A 14,822-nucleotide genomic window follows, 5' to 3' on the forward strand; every position below is an offset into this window, starting at 1 on the left:
CGCGGATCATGCAGATCCGGAACCAGCCGGCCGGCATGCCGAGGGCCGATCTATCGGTGCATAGTTTCGCGGCGGCGTTGCGCTAGGCTAGCTTGCCACGTAAATTTCTGCTTGTAACCGCTTGCCGAACCGAGTCTTTTGCCGGGCGGCAAGCCCCAGGAAAAGGCCACTGGGCAAAGGCCGCCAGGTTCCACCGCTGACTATATGAACGATCGCGTGTCCAACAGTTCCGCCATGACGGAGTCCTCCGCGGTCGAGATCGAGATCGCGACCCGCAGGCTGATGGCGGCGCTCGACGCGCTCGAAAGCGCGGTGGAGCGGCGGCGCGATGCCGATCGCGACGAGAACGAACTCGCGGCGCGAATCCAGGCGCTCGGCGCGGACCGCTCGCGGCTCGCCGACGAGCTCGACGGAGCGCTGGTGAAGGCGCGCAAGCTCGAGCGCAGCAGTCGCGAGATTTCCGATCGGCTGGATTCCGCGATCGTCACGATACGTTCGGTGCTCGATACCGGGGAGGACGGATGAGCCACATCAACGTCACCATCAACGGCCGGCAATACCGCATGGCCTGCGAGGAGGGCCAGGAGGTGCGGCTGCTCAAGCTCGCCGAAAGCCTGGAGACGCGGATTCAATCGCTGCGCGGAAAATTCGGCGAGATCGGCGACGCGCGCCTCACCGTGATGGCGGCGCTGACCGTCTGCGACGAGCTGGTCGATGTCGGCAACCGCGTCCGTACCATGGAGCAGGAGCTGACCGAATTGCGGGATTTCCGCAACGCCGCCGTCGAGCGCGCCCGGATGACGCAGACCGCGGTGGTGAACGCCCTGAACGCCGCGGCCGAACGCATCGAGAAGTCCACCCAGGTCCTGAACCGGACCGTCGGCAACGGGATCGCGATCGGGTAGGGGCCACGGATCGCAGCTAATTTGCTCGATGTGTCCGCGCGCTTACCCTCCCCTGGAGGGGGAGGGTCGCTACGCATGCAGCGAAGCGAAATGCGTAGCGGGGTGGGGTGACGGTCTCTCCACCTCCAACAGTGTCCGTGTCCCCACCCCGCTCGCGCTACGCGCGATCGACCCTCCCCCTCCAGGGGAGGGTGGCACCGTGAGGGCCGCGAAAGCAGGGCTGCTCGTCGGGCTGGCGATTCGTCAGTATCGTTGTTACATTGCCCGGGCGAGGCTGCGACGCGCGTCAGGAGCCATATATCCCCGGGGCCTTATCGATCCTTTAGGGAACTGTCCCTGGCCGGGCCCGTGGGCCCGGACATATGGTGCCCACCTACTTTCGTAGGGAACTCCGGGATCGAGTGCTTCAACGGCGTTTGCGGCTTCGCACTTTTGTTTGGTTTGTACTTGTTGAAACGACTGCGGCCAGTTCAGCAGGTGTCATGCCCCGCTAGTGCGCAATTGCGCACGGGGGACCGGGGCATCCAGTAGGCCGCGGCCTTTGTGTGAATCATCACCGCCTCTGGAATACTGGATCACCCGCTCCAGTGCGCAAGTGCGCACAAGGCGGGTGATGACGTGGGGGACCAATGCGCATGTCCAATTCGAAAGCCGAACTCCGTGCCAAAGCGCTGGCGGCGCGCGACGCGCTCAGCGAGAAGAAGCGCGTCGCCGCCGCTGCAAAGCTCGCCAAGCGCGGGCTGCCGTTTGATCTGCTGCCCGGCAGCATCGTCTCCGGCTATTCGCCGATCCGTAGCGAGATCGATCCGATGCCGCTGCTGAAGAAGCTCGCGGAGGAGGGCGCAAAGCTGGCGCTGCCTTGCGTCACCGCGCGCGGCCAGTCGCTGATCTTCCGCATCTTCCATCCGAACGATCGCCTGATGCTCGGCCCGCTCGGGATTCCCGAACCGTCGCCGGCAGCAAGCGAGGTCATCCCGGACATCATGCTGACGCCGCTCGCGGCGTTCGACCGTCTCGGCCATCGCATCGGCTATGGCGCCGGGCATTACGATTTCACCTTCGCGCACTTGCGCAAAGCCAAGCAAATCGTCGGCATCGGGCTCGCTTTCGCGGCGCAGGAGATCAAGGCGGTTCCGGCACTATCCCACGACGTCGCGCTGGATTATGTGCTAACGGAATCGGACGTGTTCGATTTCCGGAGTTCTGAAGTTGCGCATTCTCTTCGTGGGTGATGTCGTCGGCCGTAGCGGCCGCAACGCCATCGCCGAATATCTGCCCGGCATGGTCAAGGACTGGTCGCTCGATCTCGTCGTCGTCAACGGCGAGAATTCCGCGGGCGGCTTCGGCATCACGGAAGCGATCTACCAGGAGTTTCTCGACGCCGGCGCCGATGCGGTGACGCTCGGCAATCATTCCTGGGACCAGCGCGAGGCCCTTGTCTTCATCGAGCGCGCCGACCGCCTGGTGCGACCCGCGAACTACCCGCGCGGCACGCCCGGCCGCGGCGCCGCTTTGGTCGAGACCAAGAACGGCAAGCATGCGCTCGTCGTCAACGCCTTGGGCCGCGTCTTCATGACCCCGTTCGACGATCCCTTCGCAGCGCTCGAGCGCGAGCTCGGCGCCTGTCCGCTCGGCGTCGCTGCGGATGCCATCGTCGTCGATTTCCATTGCGAGGCGAGCAGCGAGAAGCAGGGCATCGGCTTCTTCTGCGACGGCCGCGCCAGCCTCGTCGTCGGCACGCACACCCACGTGCCGACCGCCGACCACCAGATCCTGTCAGGCGGCACCGCCTACATGACCGACGCCGGCATGACCGGCGATTACGACTCCATCATCGGCATGCAGAAGGAAGAGCCGCTGCGGAGGTTTACGTCGGGGATTCCGTCGGGGAGATTCGAGCCTGCGGCGGGCGCTGCGACGTTGAGCGGTGTCGCCGTGGAGACGGATGACGCAACGGGGCTCGCGCTGAAGATTGCGCCGGTGCGTGTGGGCGGAAGGCTGGAGCCGGCGACGCCGAGGTTCTGGTTGAGCTAGCTAGCGCAACAAATTCCGCTGCACCTTCTCCCCTTGTGGGAGAAGGTGGCGCGAAGCGCCGGATGAGGGGTTCTCTCCGCGCGCTCAATCGAGATGGGACTCGCGGAGAGAAACCCCTCACCCGGCTTCGCTTCGCGAAGCCACCCTCTCCCACAAGGGGAGAGGGTGCAGCGGTGTTCGCGGAAAGATTACTCCGCCGTCTGCCCTCTCAGCTCCGCCACATCCTTCGCCGTCAGCTTCGAGCCCTTCGCACCAAACCGCGCCGTCACATAATTCGCCACCGCCGCGATCTCGTCGTCCGTATACGCATTGCCGAACGCCGGCATCGACAGGGCGCCATCCGGCGTATGCCGCTTGGTGCCCGACAGCACGATCTGCGCGACGTTGGTGGCGGCGGGGTCGTTGACGGCCCAGGTGCCGGTCAGCGTTGCCATCGGCGACACCGGGCTCTCGCCGCTCCAGCCGTGGCAGCTGGCGCAGGCGCTGGCGAACACCTTCTTGCCGCGTGCATCCGCCGTGACGCCGTCCTTGTGCGAGGCGGGCGCGACGGGTGCCGTGGTGGCGGGCAGGTCGGGCGAGGGCTGCGGCGGCACGCTGCGCAAGTAAGCAACGATGCTGCTGATGTCTTCGGGGGCGAACTGGCTAAAACTGTGATCGACCGCTTCACCCATCGGGCCCGAGGCCGAGCCGTGGCCCGGCGCATGGCCGAGCGACAGATACGAGATCAGGTCCTCGTCGCGCCAGTTGCCGAGACCCGTCGCCTTGTCGGAGGAGATGTTGAAGGCACGCCAGCCGGCCGTGATCGCCCCGGCAAATTTCTTGCGGTTGTCCAGTGCGAAGCCGAGATTGCGCGGCGTGTGGCACTCACCGCAATGCGCCAGCGCTTCCGCGAGATACGCGCCTCTGTTCCACTCCGGGCTTTTCGAGGTATCAGGCGTGAAGCGCGTGTCAGGATTGAACACGGCTGACCAGACAATCATCGCCCAGCGCTGGTTGAACGGGAACGACAGCGTGTTGTCGGGCGCCTTCGCGCGCACTGCCGGCAGGCTGAACAGGTAGGCCTTCACCGCCAGCACGTCCTCGTCCGTCATGTAGGTGTAGGACGTGTACGGCATCGCCGGATAGAGCCGCGCGCCGTCATGACGCTTGCCGCGCTGGACCGCGTTGAGGAAATCCTGGTCGCTGTAATTGCCGATGCCGGTGTCCTTGTCCGGCGTGATGTTGGTCGAATACAGCGTGCCGAACGGCAGCTTGAAGGCGAGCCCGCCGGAATAGTCCTTCCCGCCCGGTTTGGTGTGGCAGACCATGCAGTCGGCGGCCTTGGCGAGGTATTCGCCGCGTTCGACCAGGCTTGCCTTCTCCAGCCTGGCCGGCACACCGGTCGGCTTGCCGGCGCGGTAATCCGCCAGCGCCACCTTGCTGCCGCCGGCGAAGTCGAGCGGGCCGGGGCCGCGGATGATGAAGATACCGATCCCGACCGCGACGATGGCGATCACGACGAGGCCAGTGAGGATACGCATTGTCCTGCTCATGCCTTCTTCCCCGCAGCCAGCAGTTTCCGGTCGATCGGCAGGCGCCGCAGCGCCACGCCGGTTGCGGCGTAAATCGCATTGCGCAGCGCCGGAGGTCCGGCGGTCGTGCCGGTCTCGCCGATCCCGCCAGGTGCCTCGCCGCTCTTGACGACGTGAACCTCGATCTTGGGTGTCTGATTGATCCGCAGCATCCGGTAATCGTTGAAGTTGGATTGCTGGACCCGTCCCTTGTCGATGGTGATCTCGCCGTAGAGCGCAGCAGTGAGGCCGAAGATCAGTCCGCCCTCGACCTGCGCCACGATGGTATCCGGATTGATCGCGATACCGGTGTCCACCACGGAGGTCACGCGGCGCAAATTGATCTCGCCCTGCTCGTCGACTTCCGCCTCGACCACGGTGGCGATGCAACTCGCGAAAGACGGCTGCAAGCACACGCCGCGCCCGACGCGCGCTGGCAGCGGCTGACCCCAGCCCGCCTTGTCCGCGGCGAGGTTGAGGACCGACAGGAAGCGCGGCTGGTTGCCGAGCATCGCGCGACGAAACTCGATCGGATCCTTTCCTGCCTTGCGCGCCAGCTCGTCCATGAAGCATTCGGCGGCAAACACGTTGTTGTTGGGGCCGACCCCGCGCCAGAACCCGGTCGGTATCGCCGGCGGTTCGGCCCGCACATATTCGACGTGGAAATTCGGAATGTCGTACGGCACGTCGGTGGCACTATCGATCGCGTCGATATCGATACCTTTCTGGAAGGCCGGCGGCAGCCAGCGCGCCAGGATCGCCGCACCCGTGATCTTGTATTTCCAGCCGACGATCTTGCCGCCGGACAGGCTCGCTGCGATCGTGTCGCGATAGACCGGTCGATAGACATCGTGCTGCATGTCCTCCTCCCGGGTCCACACCACCTTGACCGGCCCGTCGACCTGCTTGGCGATGCGAACGGCCGCGACCACCATGTCCGGCTCGAGCTTGCGGCCGAAGCCGCCGCCCAGCAGGTGATTGTTGACGGTCACCTTGTCGACCGGAAGTCCGGCCGCCTTCGCCGCTTCCGACTGCACGCGCGCCATGATCTGCGTTCCGGTCCAGATTTCGCAGGAATCGGGCTTGCAATGAACCGTGGCGTTCAGCGGCTCCATCGTGGCGTGCGCAAGAAACGGCAGTTCGAACGAAGCTTCGAGTTTTTCACCAGCTGCGAGGCCCTTGGCAATGTCGCCGGTGGATTTGGCGACCACACCGTCCTTCTCACTGGCGGCGCGCAGATGATCCCAGACCGCTTTCGAATTGATCTTCGCGTTGGGTCCCTCGTTCCACTCGATTACAAGTGCATCAAGACCTTTCTTCGCCGCCCACATGTGATCGCCGACAACGGCGACGAGATCGTCGAGCACCACGATCTGACGTACGCCGGGAATCTTCCTGGCGGCGCGGTCATTGACCTTGCCGACCTTGCCGCCGAAGACCGGGCACTGCGCCAGCGTCGCGAACTTCATGCCCGGCACGATGGCGTCGATGCCGTAGACGGCCTTGCCATTGACCTTGTCGGGAGTATCGAGCCGCTTGAGCGGCTGGCCGATATAGACGAAATCCTTGGGGTCCTTGAGCGGGACATCCTTGGGCGGCGTCTGGCCGGCTGCGGCGGCCGCCAGCGCGCCATAGGAGAGCGTCCGGCCACTCGCCTTGTGCGTCACCTGGCCCTTCGATGTCGTGCAACTGGCGGGATCGACCTGCCATTGCGCGGCTGCGGCCTGCACCAGCATGGCGCGCGCGCTTGCGCCGGCCTCACGCAGCGGTTTCCAGAACGCCCGGACCGATGTGGAGCCTCCGGTTGCCTGAATGATGAAAATCGGATTGCCGTAGAGCTTCTCGTTGGCGGGGGCGTGCAGCAGCTTGACCTGCGACCAGTCGGCGTCGAGTTCCTCGGCCAGGATCATCGAAATCGAGGTGTAGATGCCTTGGCCCATCTCGACTTGCGGCATCACCAGCGTCGTCGCGCCATCCGCGTCGATGCGGATGAAGGCGTTAGGGGCGAACTTGCCGTCGGTCACGTCAGGCGGCTGCACCGGCTCGTTGACGGCGGCACGCAGCGGCAGATGGAAGGCGAGCAGGAAACCGGTGGCGAGGCCGCCGGTCAGCAGCGAACGGCGGGAGACGCTGTTGTGTGCATTCATGGCGAACCTCACGACTGCCGGCCGTTGGCCGCGTGCTTGATGGCCTCGCGGATGCGCACATAGGTGCCGCAGCGGCAGATGTTGCCGGCCATCGCGGCGTCGATGTCGGAATCGTCAGGATTGGGCGTTGCCGCCAGCAGCGCGGCGGCCGACATGATCTGGCCGGACTGGCAGTAGCCGCACTGGATCACTTCGGCGTCGAGCCAGGCCTTCTGCACTTTCGCGCCCGATGGCGTGCTGCCGACATGCTCGATGGTGGTAACGGCGCGGTTCGCGACGGCGCTCACCGGAAGCACGCAGGAGCGCACGGCCTTGCCGTCGACATGCACCGTGCAGGCGCCGCATTGCGCGATGCCGCAGCCGAACTTGGTGCCGGTCATCCCGAGGATGTCGCGCAGCACCCACAGCAGCGGCATGTCCGGTGGCGCGTCGAACGATTTCGTTTCGCCGTTGATGGTGAGAACAGTTGCCATATGCATCCCCTTGCTCGACGAGCGCTTGCGGCGTCGGCGATTTGCGCGCGACCCTAATCATAACGACGCGAAGCGATGAAGCTTCCAAATTCGCAGCAATGCATATTTGCGCGCTCGGCACGTCAGACCATGACGTTCACGAATTTGTGCGGCGATCGCTGCGACGGTCTGGGCTATTTGGTATGATAATCGTCATGTTTTGACGCATTTTCGTCGCGCGCATCGTCGATCGCCGCAGGCGATCGTGCGAAAGCGCAAAATCATGCGATGACGAAAGTCGTGCGATTTGGAAAGTCAGGGACGGCTCGCCTGCGGTCCATCCTTCGAGACGCCCGCCTATGGCGGGGCCCTCAGGATGAGGGCGGAGTGCGAGGCACCAATTTTAGCGGGCGCTGACGCTGCTGAGCCTCATCCTGAGGGACCGGACCGCGGAGCGGTCGTCTCGAAGGACGAGGCGCTTGCTCAGGCGGCCGCCAGGAAGTTGCCCGCGATCGTTCTATCTAGCTGGAGAAGGCTGGGACGAGATTACGCGATTTCGGAATAATAGCATTATGCCTCTGTTTTGCCCGACGGGTCAACCGATTGATGGTGCATCAGTGTGCGTCCGACACTCGAAGCACCTCTCCCGTCGGGGAGAGGTGAACCACGCCCAGCCGACAGCGTTCACCGGGCGCCCAACTCATTGATTTCGCACGCCCCGGCTACTGTGCATGGGGTTGTTTTCGAGCTTTTTTGTTTCAGGCACGCCGGAGTGCCGGCGCCGCGGCCGTCAGCTCTGCCGGAAACCCATCCGGAAGGCACCCCAGTGCTTGCCGCGGATCATGATCGGCGAGGACAGATCCTTCATCAGCACGAACTGCCCGCCGCCCATGTCGCGGCGGTAGGTCTGGAGCAGGAACGGCTTGGTGTTGGCCGCGACCTTCTTCACCGCGCGATCGGTGAACAGGCGGCGGTTGCGGCAATTGGCGTTGTTCCAGACCGGGTCCTTGCCCTGCGGCAGGTGGTAGTTCGGGTTGTGCGTCGGCAGATAGCCGCCCTTGGCCCAGGCGACGCAGAACACGATGCGGGGATCGGATTTCTGGATCGGGTCCTGGATCGCGGGCAGCACGCGGTCGGTGAACTCGACGTAGTTGGTGTTGTACTGCTTGGGATCGGTGCGGGGGATTTCGCGGTAGGTCTCGTCCATGAGCTGGTCGAGCGTGATGTCGCCGCGATCGATCGCGGCCTCGAACTCGGCCGAGATGCGCTTGGCGGTCTCGACGACGACGCGGATCAGCGGCGCGTCCGACGTCTCCACGCCGCTGTCGGCGATCAGTGCGATCAGCGCTTCCGACGTGTCGAGCAGTTTTGTCACGCGCTGATCGGCGTTCTTGAGATCGCGCGAGGAGAGGTCGACGCCCTTGGCGAGCTCGTTGAGCTCGCTGATGACGGTGTCGCAATGTCCGAGATTGGAGGTCGCCGCGCGCGTGACGCTGTCGATCTCCGCTTCCACGGATGCGAAGCCCTGCTGGACCCGCGAGATGATGCCGGAGATCTGCTGGGCGCCTTCGCCCGCGGTCTTGGCGCGCTGCGAGGCGTCGCTGCTCTCGCCGATCAGGCCTTCGATCTGGCCGTCGAGATCGCGCACGGTGTCGGAGATCTGGTGCGTGGCCTGGCGGGTGGCTTCCGCGAGGTTCTTCACCTCGCTTGCGACCACCGCGAAGCCGCGGCCGGCATTGCCGGCGCGGGCGGCTTCGATCGTTGCGTTCAGCGCGAGCAGATTGGTCTGCTTCGCGATCGCCTCGATCGAGCCTGACACCTTGGCCACCTGTGCCAGCGCCGAGCCGACGGCGCTGAGGCGCGCCTCGATGCGTTCCACGGCTGCGACGAGCTCGGAGATGTGGCTGACCGCGGCGTCGACCGCGCCGCGCGACTGCGTGATCTCGCCGACCGCGGCCGACGTGGTCGTTTGCACCGCCTGCGATGCATTGGCGATGTCGTGGTTGGCCGAAACCATCGTCTCGGCCGTCTTCTGGAGGTGATGGAACCGTTCCGACTGGTTGGCGACGCGGTTTGCAACTTCCTGGACGTTGCCGGCAATGTCGGCGAGCTCCACGCCGAGGCCGCCGATGCGGTCGGCAAGCTGATCGATCAGCCGTTCGGCGAGCGTCCGGTTGGATCCGGTGTCCAATACTGCAAGTTGTGCGAAGGACATTTACGGGCTTTCTCCAGGCGGAGCCGTTCATCGGCTCACCGCGGCATTCCCATTCCAATTTCGACTTTAGAGGATGATTCGCGCGCGGCGTCTTGCCTGAGCGTGCACTAGAGCTTGTATGCCGTGCGGAATCCGCCCCAGTGCCGGCCCTGCACGCGGATCGGGACGTCGATCTCGCGCATCATGACCGTGTTCCCGTTGCCCATGTCGCGCGCATAGCTCTGCACCAGGTACGAGCGCAGGTTGCGTGCGGCAGCCAACCCCGCCGGATCGTTGAATATCCGCCGGTTGCGGCTGTTGGCTGTGTTCCATGCGACGTCGCCCGGCCGCTGCGGTTGCGAATAGATCTTGTTGTGCACCGGCAGGAAACCGTTGCGGTCGACCATGGCGCAGAACGCCATGCGCGGGTCCTTCGCCAGGAAGGCTTCCTGGAATGGCGGCAGCGCGCGGTCGGCCCAGTCGAGATATTTCGTGCGGTATTGCTGCGGATTGGTCCCGGCGATCTCGGCATAGTCGGTGTCGAAGAGGTCGTCGAGCTTGACCTCGCCGCGCGCTACCGCCTGCTCGAAGATTTTGGTCAGCGCGTTGCCCGCTTCCATGGCGCGGGTGACGAACTCCGTGTTCTCCTCGTGGATCGACCAGAGCTTGTCCTCGACCTTCTCGTTGAGCTCGGCATTGGCACCAACGAATTGCGCACGGGCGCCGGCCTTGGATTGCTCGACCACGCGCAGGCGGCAGGCGCCGACGGCTTCGAGGGTGCCGTCGATGATCGCCTGCGGTGCAAGCCGGCCTGCATCCGCGCCGCCGATCAGCACGCCGTCCATCGCGATCTCGTAGACCGGCATCACGCCGCGCGCGCTCTCGAATTTGAGATGGCAGGGCAGCCGCTCGGTCTTGCGGCGGTCGTCGTGCTCGCTCTGGCGGAGCAGCACGGCGCAGCGCGATTTCAGCTTCTGCGCAAAGGTGGTGACGGCCCGGCCGGCACTGGCGACGTTCTCGCCATGGCTCTCGGCGGCCTTGGTCGCGGCATCGATCTCGGCCGCGCTCTCGCCGACCGAGATGATGAATTCCGACGCGCTTGACGCATTGCCGGAGACTTCGCTGGTGGTGGCGTTCTGTTCGGCGACCGCGCCGTTGACGGTCTCGAACACCGGGCGGATCGCCTCGATCGCCTGCGAGATGCGGTGCACCGCGTCCGCGGAGCCGGCGGCGTCGCGCTGGAGCGCGTCGATCTTCCTGGTGATCTCCTCCGTGGCTCCTTGCGTCTGCACCGCGAGGGCCTTGACCTCGGTGGCGACGACCGCAAAGCCTTTTCCCGCAGCGCCGGCACGGGCGGCCTCGATGGTCGAGTTGAGCGCGAGCAGCGTCGTCTGCCGCGCGATCTGCGCGATCAGATTGACGACGTTGCCGATCGCGGCCGAGGACTCGCGCAAGCGGTCGACATTGGCGCGGGCTTCCTGCGCCGCGGCGCTGGCCTCGTCGGCGAGCTTGCCGGCCTCGCGGACCTGCGCCCCGATGCCTTGGGCGGACTGGGTGAACTTGTCGGCGGCATGGGCGAAGGTGGAGGCGGTCGATTGCGCGGCGTTGGTCCGGCCGGTCAGGGCGTCGGTGCGGTCGCGAATCGCGGAGAGCGTCGCGGCGGTCGCCTCGGCGCCGCCGGCCACCGAATTGGCGGCGCGCTCGAGCTGGCGGATCATGGCGCCGAGCTCGAGTTCCAGCAGTTCCAGGATTTCCCGGGCCGAATCACTTTCGGTCGCGGGAACGGGCTCGGAGCTGGCTGCCGATTGCGCAGCCTGCGGGGCCGCCGCAGGCGCAGCCAAAGCCGCAGCCATGTCCGGCAGACGCTTTCGAAATAGTCCGAACGCCATCAGATCTCTCTTGTCGGGGATGGTCGCGTGCTATTTTCGCAGGCCGGAATGAAATCAGGGTTAACAATGCCCGACATCTAGGCACGGGCCATTACGGCGGCTACCTTTACAGTGCTACCTTAAAGCAGCAGAGCCCTTTGATTCCGGTGGGTTGGCGGCCTATAAGGCCGCGCTTCCCTCGCTCACCTTTGGCTGACTATTCCTCAAGAGACCACGCATGGCCGGACATTCCCAATTCAAGAACATCATGCACCGCAAGGGGCGGCAGGATGCGCAGAAGTCGAAGCTGTTCGGCAAGCTGGCGCGGGAAATCACCGTCGCGGCCAAGCTGGGCACGCCCGATCCCAACATGAACCCTCGCCTGCGTGCGGCCATCATCGCGGCGCGCCAGGAGAACATGCCGAAGGACAATATCGAGCGCGCCGTCAAAAAGGCGCTCGGTAATGAGGGCGAGAACTATGACGAGATCCGCTACGAGGGCTACGGCCCCGGCGGCGTCGCCGTCATCGTCGAGGCGCTGACCGACAACCGCAATCGCGCCGCCTCCGACATCCGTTCCTTCTTCACCAAGTCGGGCGGCAATCTCGGTGAAACCGGCTCGGTGTCCTTCATGTTCGACCGCACCGGCATCATCGAATACGACCGCAGCGTCGCCTCCGACGACGCGGTGCTCGATGCCGCGATCGAGGCCGGCGCCGACGACGTCGTCTCCAGCGAAGGCGGCCACGAGATCTACGCCTCGACCGAAGGCTATCGCGACGTCGCCAAGGCGCTGGAAGCCAAGTTCGGCGAGCCGCGCAAGACCGCCTTGATCTGGAAGCCGCAGAATACGGTCGCGGTCGATGACGAGACCGGCGAGAAGCTGCTGAAGCTGATGGATCTGCTCAACGAGCACGACGACGTCCAGAACGTCTACGCCAATTTCGAGGTGTCGGACGCGCTGGTCGCGAAGATGGGCGGGTAGGGGCTATTCGTGTCCCGGACGCGCTGCAGCGTGAAACGCTGCTGCGCAGAACCGGGACCTACGGCGCCACACGTGCCGGCGGCCGCATGGGCCCCGGTTCAGCAGCGCAGCACTGCGCGCCGCGCCGCGCCCGGGGCACAAGACCCGGGGACTTCTGTTCTGTTTCTGTTTCGCTATCATGGGCCAACCGCTATCACTGGCCCATGACCGCGCTCCCGATTCGCCAACCCGTTCGCATCATCGGCATCGACCCCGGCCTGCGCCGCACCGGCTGGGGCGTGATCGAGGCCGAGGGCAACCGCCTGATCTACGTGGCCTGCGGTTCGGTGGAACCGCCGGACGATCTGCCGCTGGCGAGCCGGCTGCTCGCGATCCATGAAGGGCTTGCGGCCGTCCTGTCCAACCACCAGCCGATGGAAGCGGCGGTCGAGCAGACCTTTGTCAACAAGGACGGCGTTGCGACGCTGAAGCTCGGTCAGGCCCGCGGCGTTGCCATGCTGGCGCCCGCGATGTTCGGTATCAGTGTCGCCGAATATGCGCCGAACCAGGTGAAGAAGACGGTGGTCGGCGCCGGCCACGCCGACAAGCAACAGATTGCGATGATGCTCAAGATTTTGCTGCCTAAAGCAGAGCCGCCGTCCGCGGACGCCGCCGACGCGCTCGCCATCGCCATTACGCATGCCCATCACCGCCAGAGTACGGCGCTCAGGCTGAAGGTGGCTGGCTTATCGTGATGATGGAGCACGTTGTGAGCGACAGGCACACACTTCTCCCTCCCCCCTTGTGGGGGAGGGTTGGGGAGGGGGGTAGCCCCGGGCGCCGGCGCGTGTGGCTTACCCCCCTCCCGGATCGCCTTCGGCGATCCGACCTCCCCCACAAGGGGGGAGGTAACGAAGAGAGCGCTGAGCAATCATGATCGGCAAGCTTAAGGGCCTGATCGATTCCTACGGCGAGGATTATGTGCTCCTCGACGTCGGCGGCGTGGGCTATCAGGTGCATTGCTCGGCGCGTACACTGCAGCATCTGCCCTCGCCGGGCGAGGCCGCCGTGCTGTCGATCGAGACCTATGTCCGCGAGGATCAAATAAAACTGTTCGGCTTCCGCACCGACCAGGAGCGCGAATGGTTTCGCCTGCTCCAGACCGTGCAGGGCGTCGGTGCCAAGGTCGCGCTCGCCGTGCTCGGCACGCTGGCGCCTTCCGAACTCGCTAACGCGATCGCATTGCGCGACAAGGCTGCAGTGGCCCGCACACCCGGCGTCGGCCCCAAGGTCGCCGAGCGCATCGTCACCGAATTGAAGGACAAGGCGCCGGCCTTTGCCAATGTGGACCCGGCCGTGGTGCATCTCGCCGGCGCCGTCGACGACCATCGCGCGCCGCGGCCCGTCGCGGACGCGATCTCCGCGCTGGTCAATCTCGGCTATGGCCAGCCACAGGCTGCCGCGGCGATCGCAGCGGCCTCGCGCAGCGCCGGTGAGAACGCCGAGACGGCGCAGCTCATCCGCCTCGGCCTGAAGGAGCTCGCGAAGTGAGCGATCCCAAGGCCAACCGCATGGTCTCGCCCGAGCGCCGCAGCGACGATGTCGGCGACACCGCGCTGCGGCCGCAATCGCTGTCCGACTTCGTCGGCCAGCAGCAGGCGCGCAAGAATCTCTCGATCTTCATCGAGGCGGCGCGCAAGCGCGGCGAGGCGCTGGACCACGTGCTGTTCGTCGGCCCTCCGGGCCTCGGCAAGACCACGCTGGCGCAGATCGTGGCGAAAGAGCTCGGCGTCGGCTTTCGCGCCACGTCGGGCCCGGTGATTGCCAAGGCCGGCGATCTCGCAGCACTGCTCACCAATCTCGAAGAGCGCGACGTGCTCTTCATCGACGAGATCCATCGCCTCAGCCCTGCCGTGGAAGAGGTGCTCTATCCCGCGATGGAGGACTTTCAGCTCGACCTCATCATCGGCGAGGGCCCGGCGGCGCGCTCGGTGAAGATCGAGCTGTCGAAATTCACCCTCGTCGGCGCGACGACGCGCGCCGGCCTTCTCACCAATCCCTTGCGCGACCGGTTCGGCATTCCGGTGCGGCTCAACTTCTACACCATCGAGGAGCTCGAAAGCATCGTCAGCCGCGGCGCGCGCGTGCTCAATGTCGGCATGAGCGCGGACGGCGCCAACGAGATCGCCCGCCGCGCCCGCGGCACGCCGCGCATCGCCGGTCGCCTGCTCCGCCGCGTGCGCGATTTCGCCTCGGCGGCCGATGCCGACAAGATCGACCGCAAGATCGCCGACCATGCGCTGAGCGCTCTCGAGGTCGACGCCGCGGGCCTGGATGCCATGGATCGCCGCTACCTCATGACCATCGCGCAAAACTATGGCGGGGGCCCGGTCGGCGTCGAGACGATGGCCGCCGCACTGTCCGAGCCGCGCGATGCGATCGAGGACATTATCGAGCCCTATCTGATCCAGTGCGGCTATCTCCAGCGCACCCCGCGCGGCCGCCTGCTCACCTCGCACGCCTTCCGCCATCTCGGTCTCGCCGAGCCCACGCGTGACGCGGCACAGTTCGGCCTGTTCGGCACCGACCAGGCCGAGGACGACTGACGGTCGCAGGCGATGAACCGACCGGTTCTGTCCCATCACTAATCCGAACGCGCGGCGAACGGGATCGCCGCACCCGGATTGGAGTGGGAAGACATGAGGCCG

13 protein-coding genes and 1 other RNA gene are annotated in these 14,822 nt (G+C 65.5%); 9 read left to right on the forward strand and 5 right to left on the reverse strand.

Annotated features, from left to right (window positions below; all coding sequences use genetic code 11):
• Positions 1-204: 204 nt before the first annotated feature.
• From RAD15_RS08500 to RAD15_RS08520, 5 genes are all read left to right on the forward strand, one after another.
• A complete protein-coding gene (locus tag RAD15_RS08500) occupies positions 205-525 on the forward strand; it encodes a DUF4164 domain-containing protein (RefSeq protein WP_458176324.1) in 321 nt (106 codons plus the stop codon).
• The gene (locus RAD15_RS08505; RefSeq protein WP_028150902.1) at positions 522-905 is read left to right on the forward strand and encodes a cell division protein ZapA; all 384 of its coding nucleotides are present in this window, start codon (positions 522-524) and stop codon (positions 903-905) included. The genes RAD15_RS08500 and RAD15_RS08505 overlap by 4 nt, the downstream gene beginning before the upstream one ends.
• Positions 906-1,173: 268 nt before the next feature.
• A non-coding RNA gene (gene ssrS, locus RAD15_RS08510) (6S RNA) lies at positions 1,174-1,334 on the forward strand.
• A 206-nt stretch (positions 1,335-1,540) separates the two neighbouring features.
• On the forward strand, positions 1,541-2,137 hold the full coding sequence (locus RAD15_RS08515) for a 5-formyltetrahydrofolate cyclo-ligase (protein ID WP_458176326.1): 597 nt from the start codon (positions 1,541-1,543) through the stop codon (positions 2,135-2,137).
• On the forward strand, positions 2,115-2,939 hold the full coding sequence (locus tag RAD15_RS08520) for a TIGR00282 family metallophosphoesterase (protein ID WP_458176328.1): 825 nt from the start codon (positions 2,115-2,117) through the stop codon (positions 2,937-2,939). The genes RAD15_RS08515 and RAD15_RS08520 overlap by 23 nt, the downstream gene beginning before the upstream one ends.
• A 188-nt stretch (positions 2,940-3,127) precedes the next feature.
• Here the strand turns inward: RAD15_RS08520 and RAD15_RS08525 are convergent, their stop codons facing one another.
• From RAD15_RS08525 to RAD15_RS08545, 5 genes are all read right to left on the reverse strand, one after another.
• Positions 3,128-4,471, reverse strand: coding sequence for a c-type cytochrome (locus RAD15_RS08525; protein WP_458176330.1), 1,344 nt, complete (start codon positions 4,469-4,471; stop codon positions 3,128-3,130).
• Positions 4,468-6,636, reverse strand: coding sequence for a molybdopterin cofactor-binding domain-containing protein (locus tag RAD15_RS08530; RefSeq protein WP_458176332.1), 2,169 nt, complete (start codon positions 6,634-6,636; stop codon positions 4,468-4,470). Before RAD15_RS08530 ends, RAD15_RS08525 begins: the two co-directional genes overlap by 4 nt.
• 8 nt (positions 6,637-6,644) lie before the next feature.
• A complete protein-coding gene (locus RAD15_RS08535) occupies positions 6,645-7,109 on the reverse strand; it encodes a (2Fe-2S)-binding protein (RefSeq protein WP_458176334.1) in 465 nt (154 codons plus the stop codon).
• A gap of 769 nt (positions 7,110-7,878) precedes the next feature.
• Positions 7,879-9,303: a methyl-accepting chemotaxis protein gene (locus RAD15_RS08540; protein WP_458176336.1), complete on the reverse strand. Its 1,425-nt coding sequence runs from the start codon at positions 9,301-9,303 to the stop codon at positions 7,879-7,881.
• A 107-nt stretch (positions 9,304-9,410) separates the two neighbouring features.
• A complete protein-coding gene (locus RAD15_RS08545) occupies positions 9,411-11,171 on the reverse strand; it encodes a methyl-accepting chemotaxis protein (RefSeq protein ID WP_458176338.1) in 1,761 nt (586 codons plus the stop codon).
• 217 nt (positions 11,172-11,388) lie between these two features.
• On the opposite strand from RAD15_RS08545, the gene RAD15_RS08550 reads away from it, so the two are divergent.
• The 4 genes from RAD15_RS08550 (at position 11,389) to ruvB (ending at position 14,720) form a co-directional block, all read left to right on the forward strand.
• Positions 11,389-12,135 carry a YebC/PmpR family DNA-binding transcriptional regulator gene (locus RAD15_RS08550; protein WP_458176340.1) on the forward strand — a complete coding sequence of 249 codons (747 nt, stop codon included), beginning with the start codon at positions 11,389-11,391 and terminating at the stop codon, positions 12,133-12,135.
• Positions 12,136-12,338: 203 nt separating this feature from the next.
• Complete coding sequence (gene ruvC / locus RAD15_RS08555; RefSeq protein WP_458176758.1) at positions 12,339-12,869, forward strand: crossover junction endodeoxyribonuclease RuvC; 531 nt, start codon at positions 12,339-12,341, stop codon at positions 12,867-12,869.
• Between the two features lie 178 nt (positions 12,870-13,047).
• The gene (ruvA, locus tag RAD15_RS08560; protein ID WP_458176342.1) at positions 13,048-13,665 is read left to right on the forward strand and encodes a Holliday junction branch migration protein RuvA; all 618 of its coding nucleotides are present in this window, start codon (positions 13,048-13,050) and stop codon (positions 13,663-13,665) included.
• A 20-nt stretch (positions 13,666-13,685) separates the two neighbouring features.
• Entirely contained in the window at positions 13,686-14,720 is a 1,035-nt protein-coding gene (ruvB, locus tag RAD15_RS08565; RefSeq protein ID WP_458176760.1) for a Holliday junction branch migration DNA helicase RuvB, read from the forward strand.
• Positions 14,721-14,822: the final 102 nt, after the last annotated feature.

Source organism: Bradyrhizobium sp. 14AA, from assembly GCF_054185205.1.

Coding starts and splice junctions, on each gene's coding strand:
- RAD15_RS08500 (WP_458176324.1), top strand. CDS start 205: ATGAACGATCGCGTGTCCAACAGTTCCGCCATGACGGAGTCCTCCGCG.
- RAD15_RS08505 (WP_028150902.1), top strand. CDS start 522: ATGAGCCACATCAACGTCACCATCAACGGCCGGCAATACCGCATGGCC.
- RAD15_RS08515 (WP_458176326.1), top strand. CDS start 1,541: ATGTCCAATTCGAAAGCCGAACTCCGTGCCAAAGCGCTGGCGGCGCGC.
- RAD15_RS08525 (WP_458176330.1), bottom strand. CDS start 4,471: ATGAGCAGGACAATGCGTATCCTCACTGGCCTCGTCGTGATCGCCATC.
- RAD15_RS08530 (WP_458176332.1), bottom strand. CDS start 6,636: ATGAATGCACACAACAGCGTCTCCCGCCGTTCGCTGCTGACCGGCGGC.
- RAD15_RS08535 (WP_458176334.1), bottom strand. CDS start 7,109: ATGGCAACTGTTCTCACCATCAACGGCGAAACGAAATCGTTCGACGCG.
- RAD15_RS08540 (WP_458176336.1), bottom strand. CDS start 9,303: ATGTCCTTCGCACAACTTGCAGTATTGGACACCGGATCCAACCGGACG.
- RAD15_RS08545 (WP_458176338.1), bottom strand. CDS start 11,171: ATGGCGTTCGGACTATTTCGAAAGCGTCTGCCGGACATGGCTGCGGCT.
- RAD15_RS08550 (WP_458176340.1), top strand. CDS start 11,389: ATGGCCGGACATTCCCAATTCAAGAACATCATGCACCGCAAGGGGCGG.
- ruvC (WP_458176758.1), top strand. CDS start 12,339: ATGACCGCGCTCCCGATTCGCCAACCCGTTCGCATCATCGGCATCGAC.
- ruvA (WP_458176342.1), top strand. CDS start 13,048: ATGATCGGCAAGCTTAAGGGCCTGATCGATTCCTACGGCGAGGATTAT.
- ruvB (WP_458176760.1), top strand. CDS start 13,686: ATGGTCTCGCCCGAGCGCCGCAGCGACGATGTCGGCGACACCGCGCTG.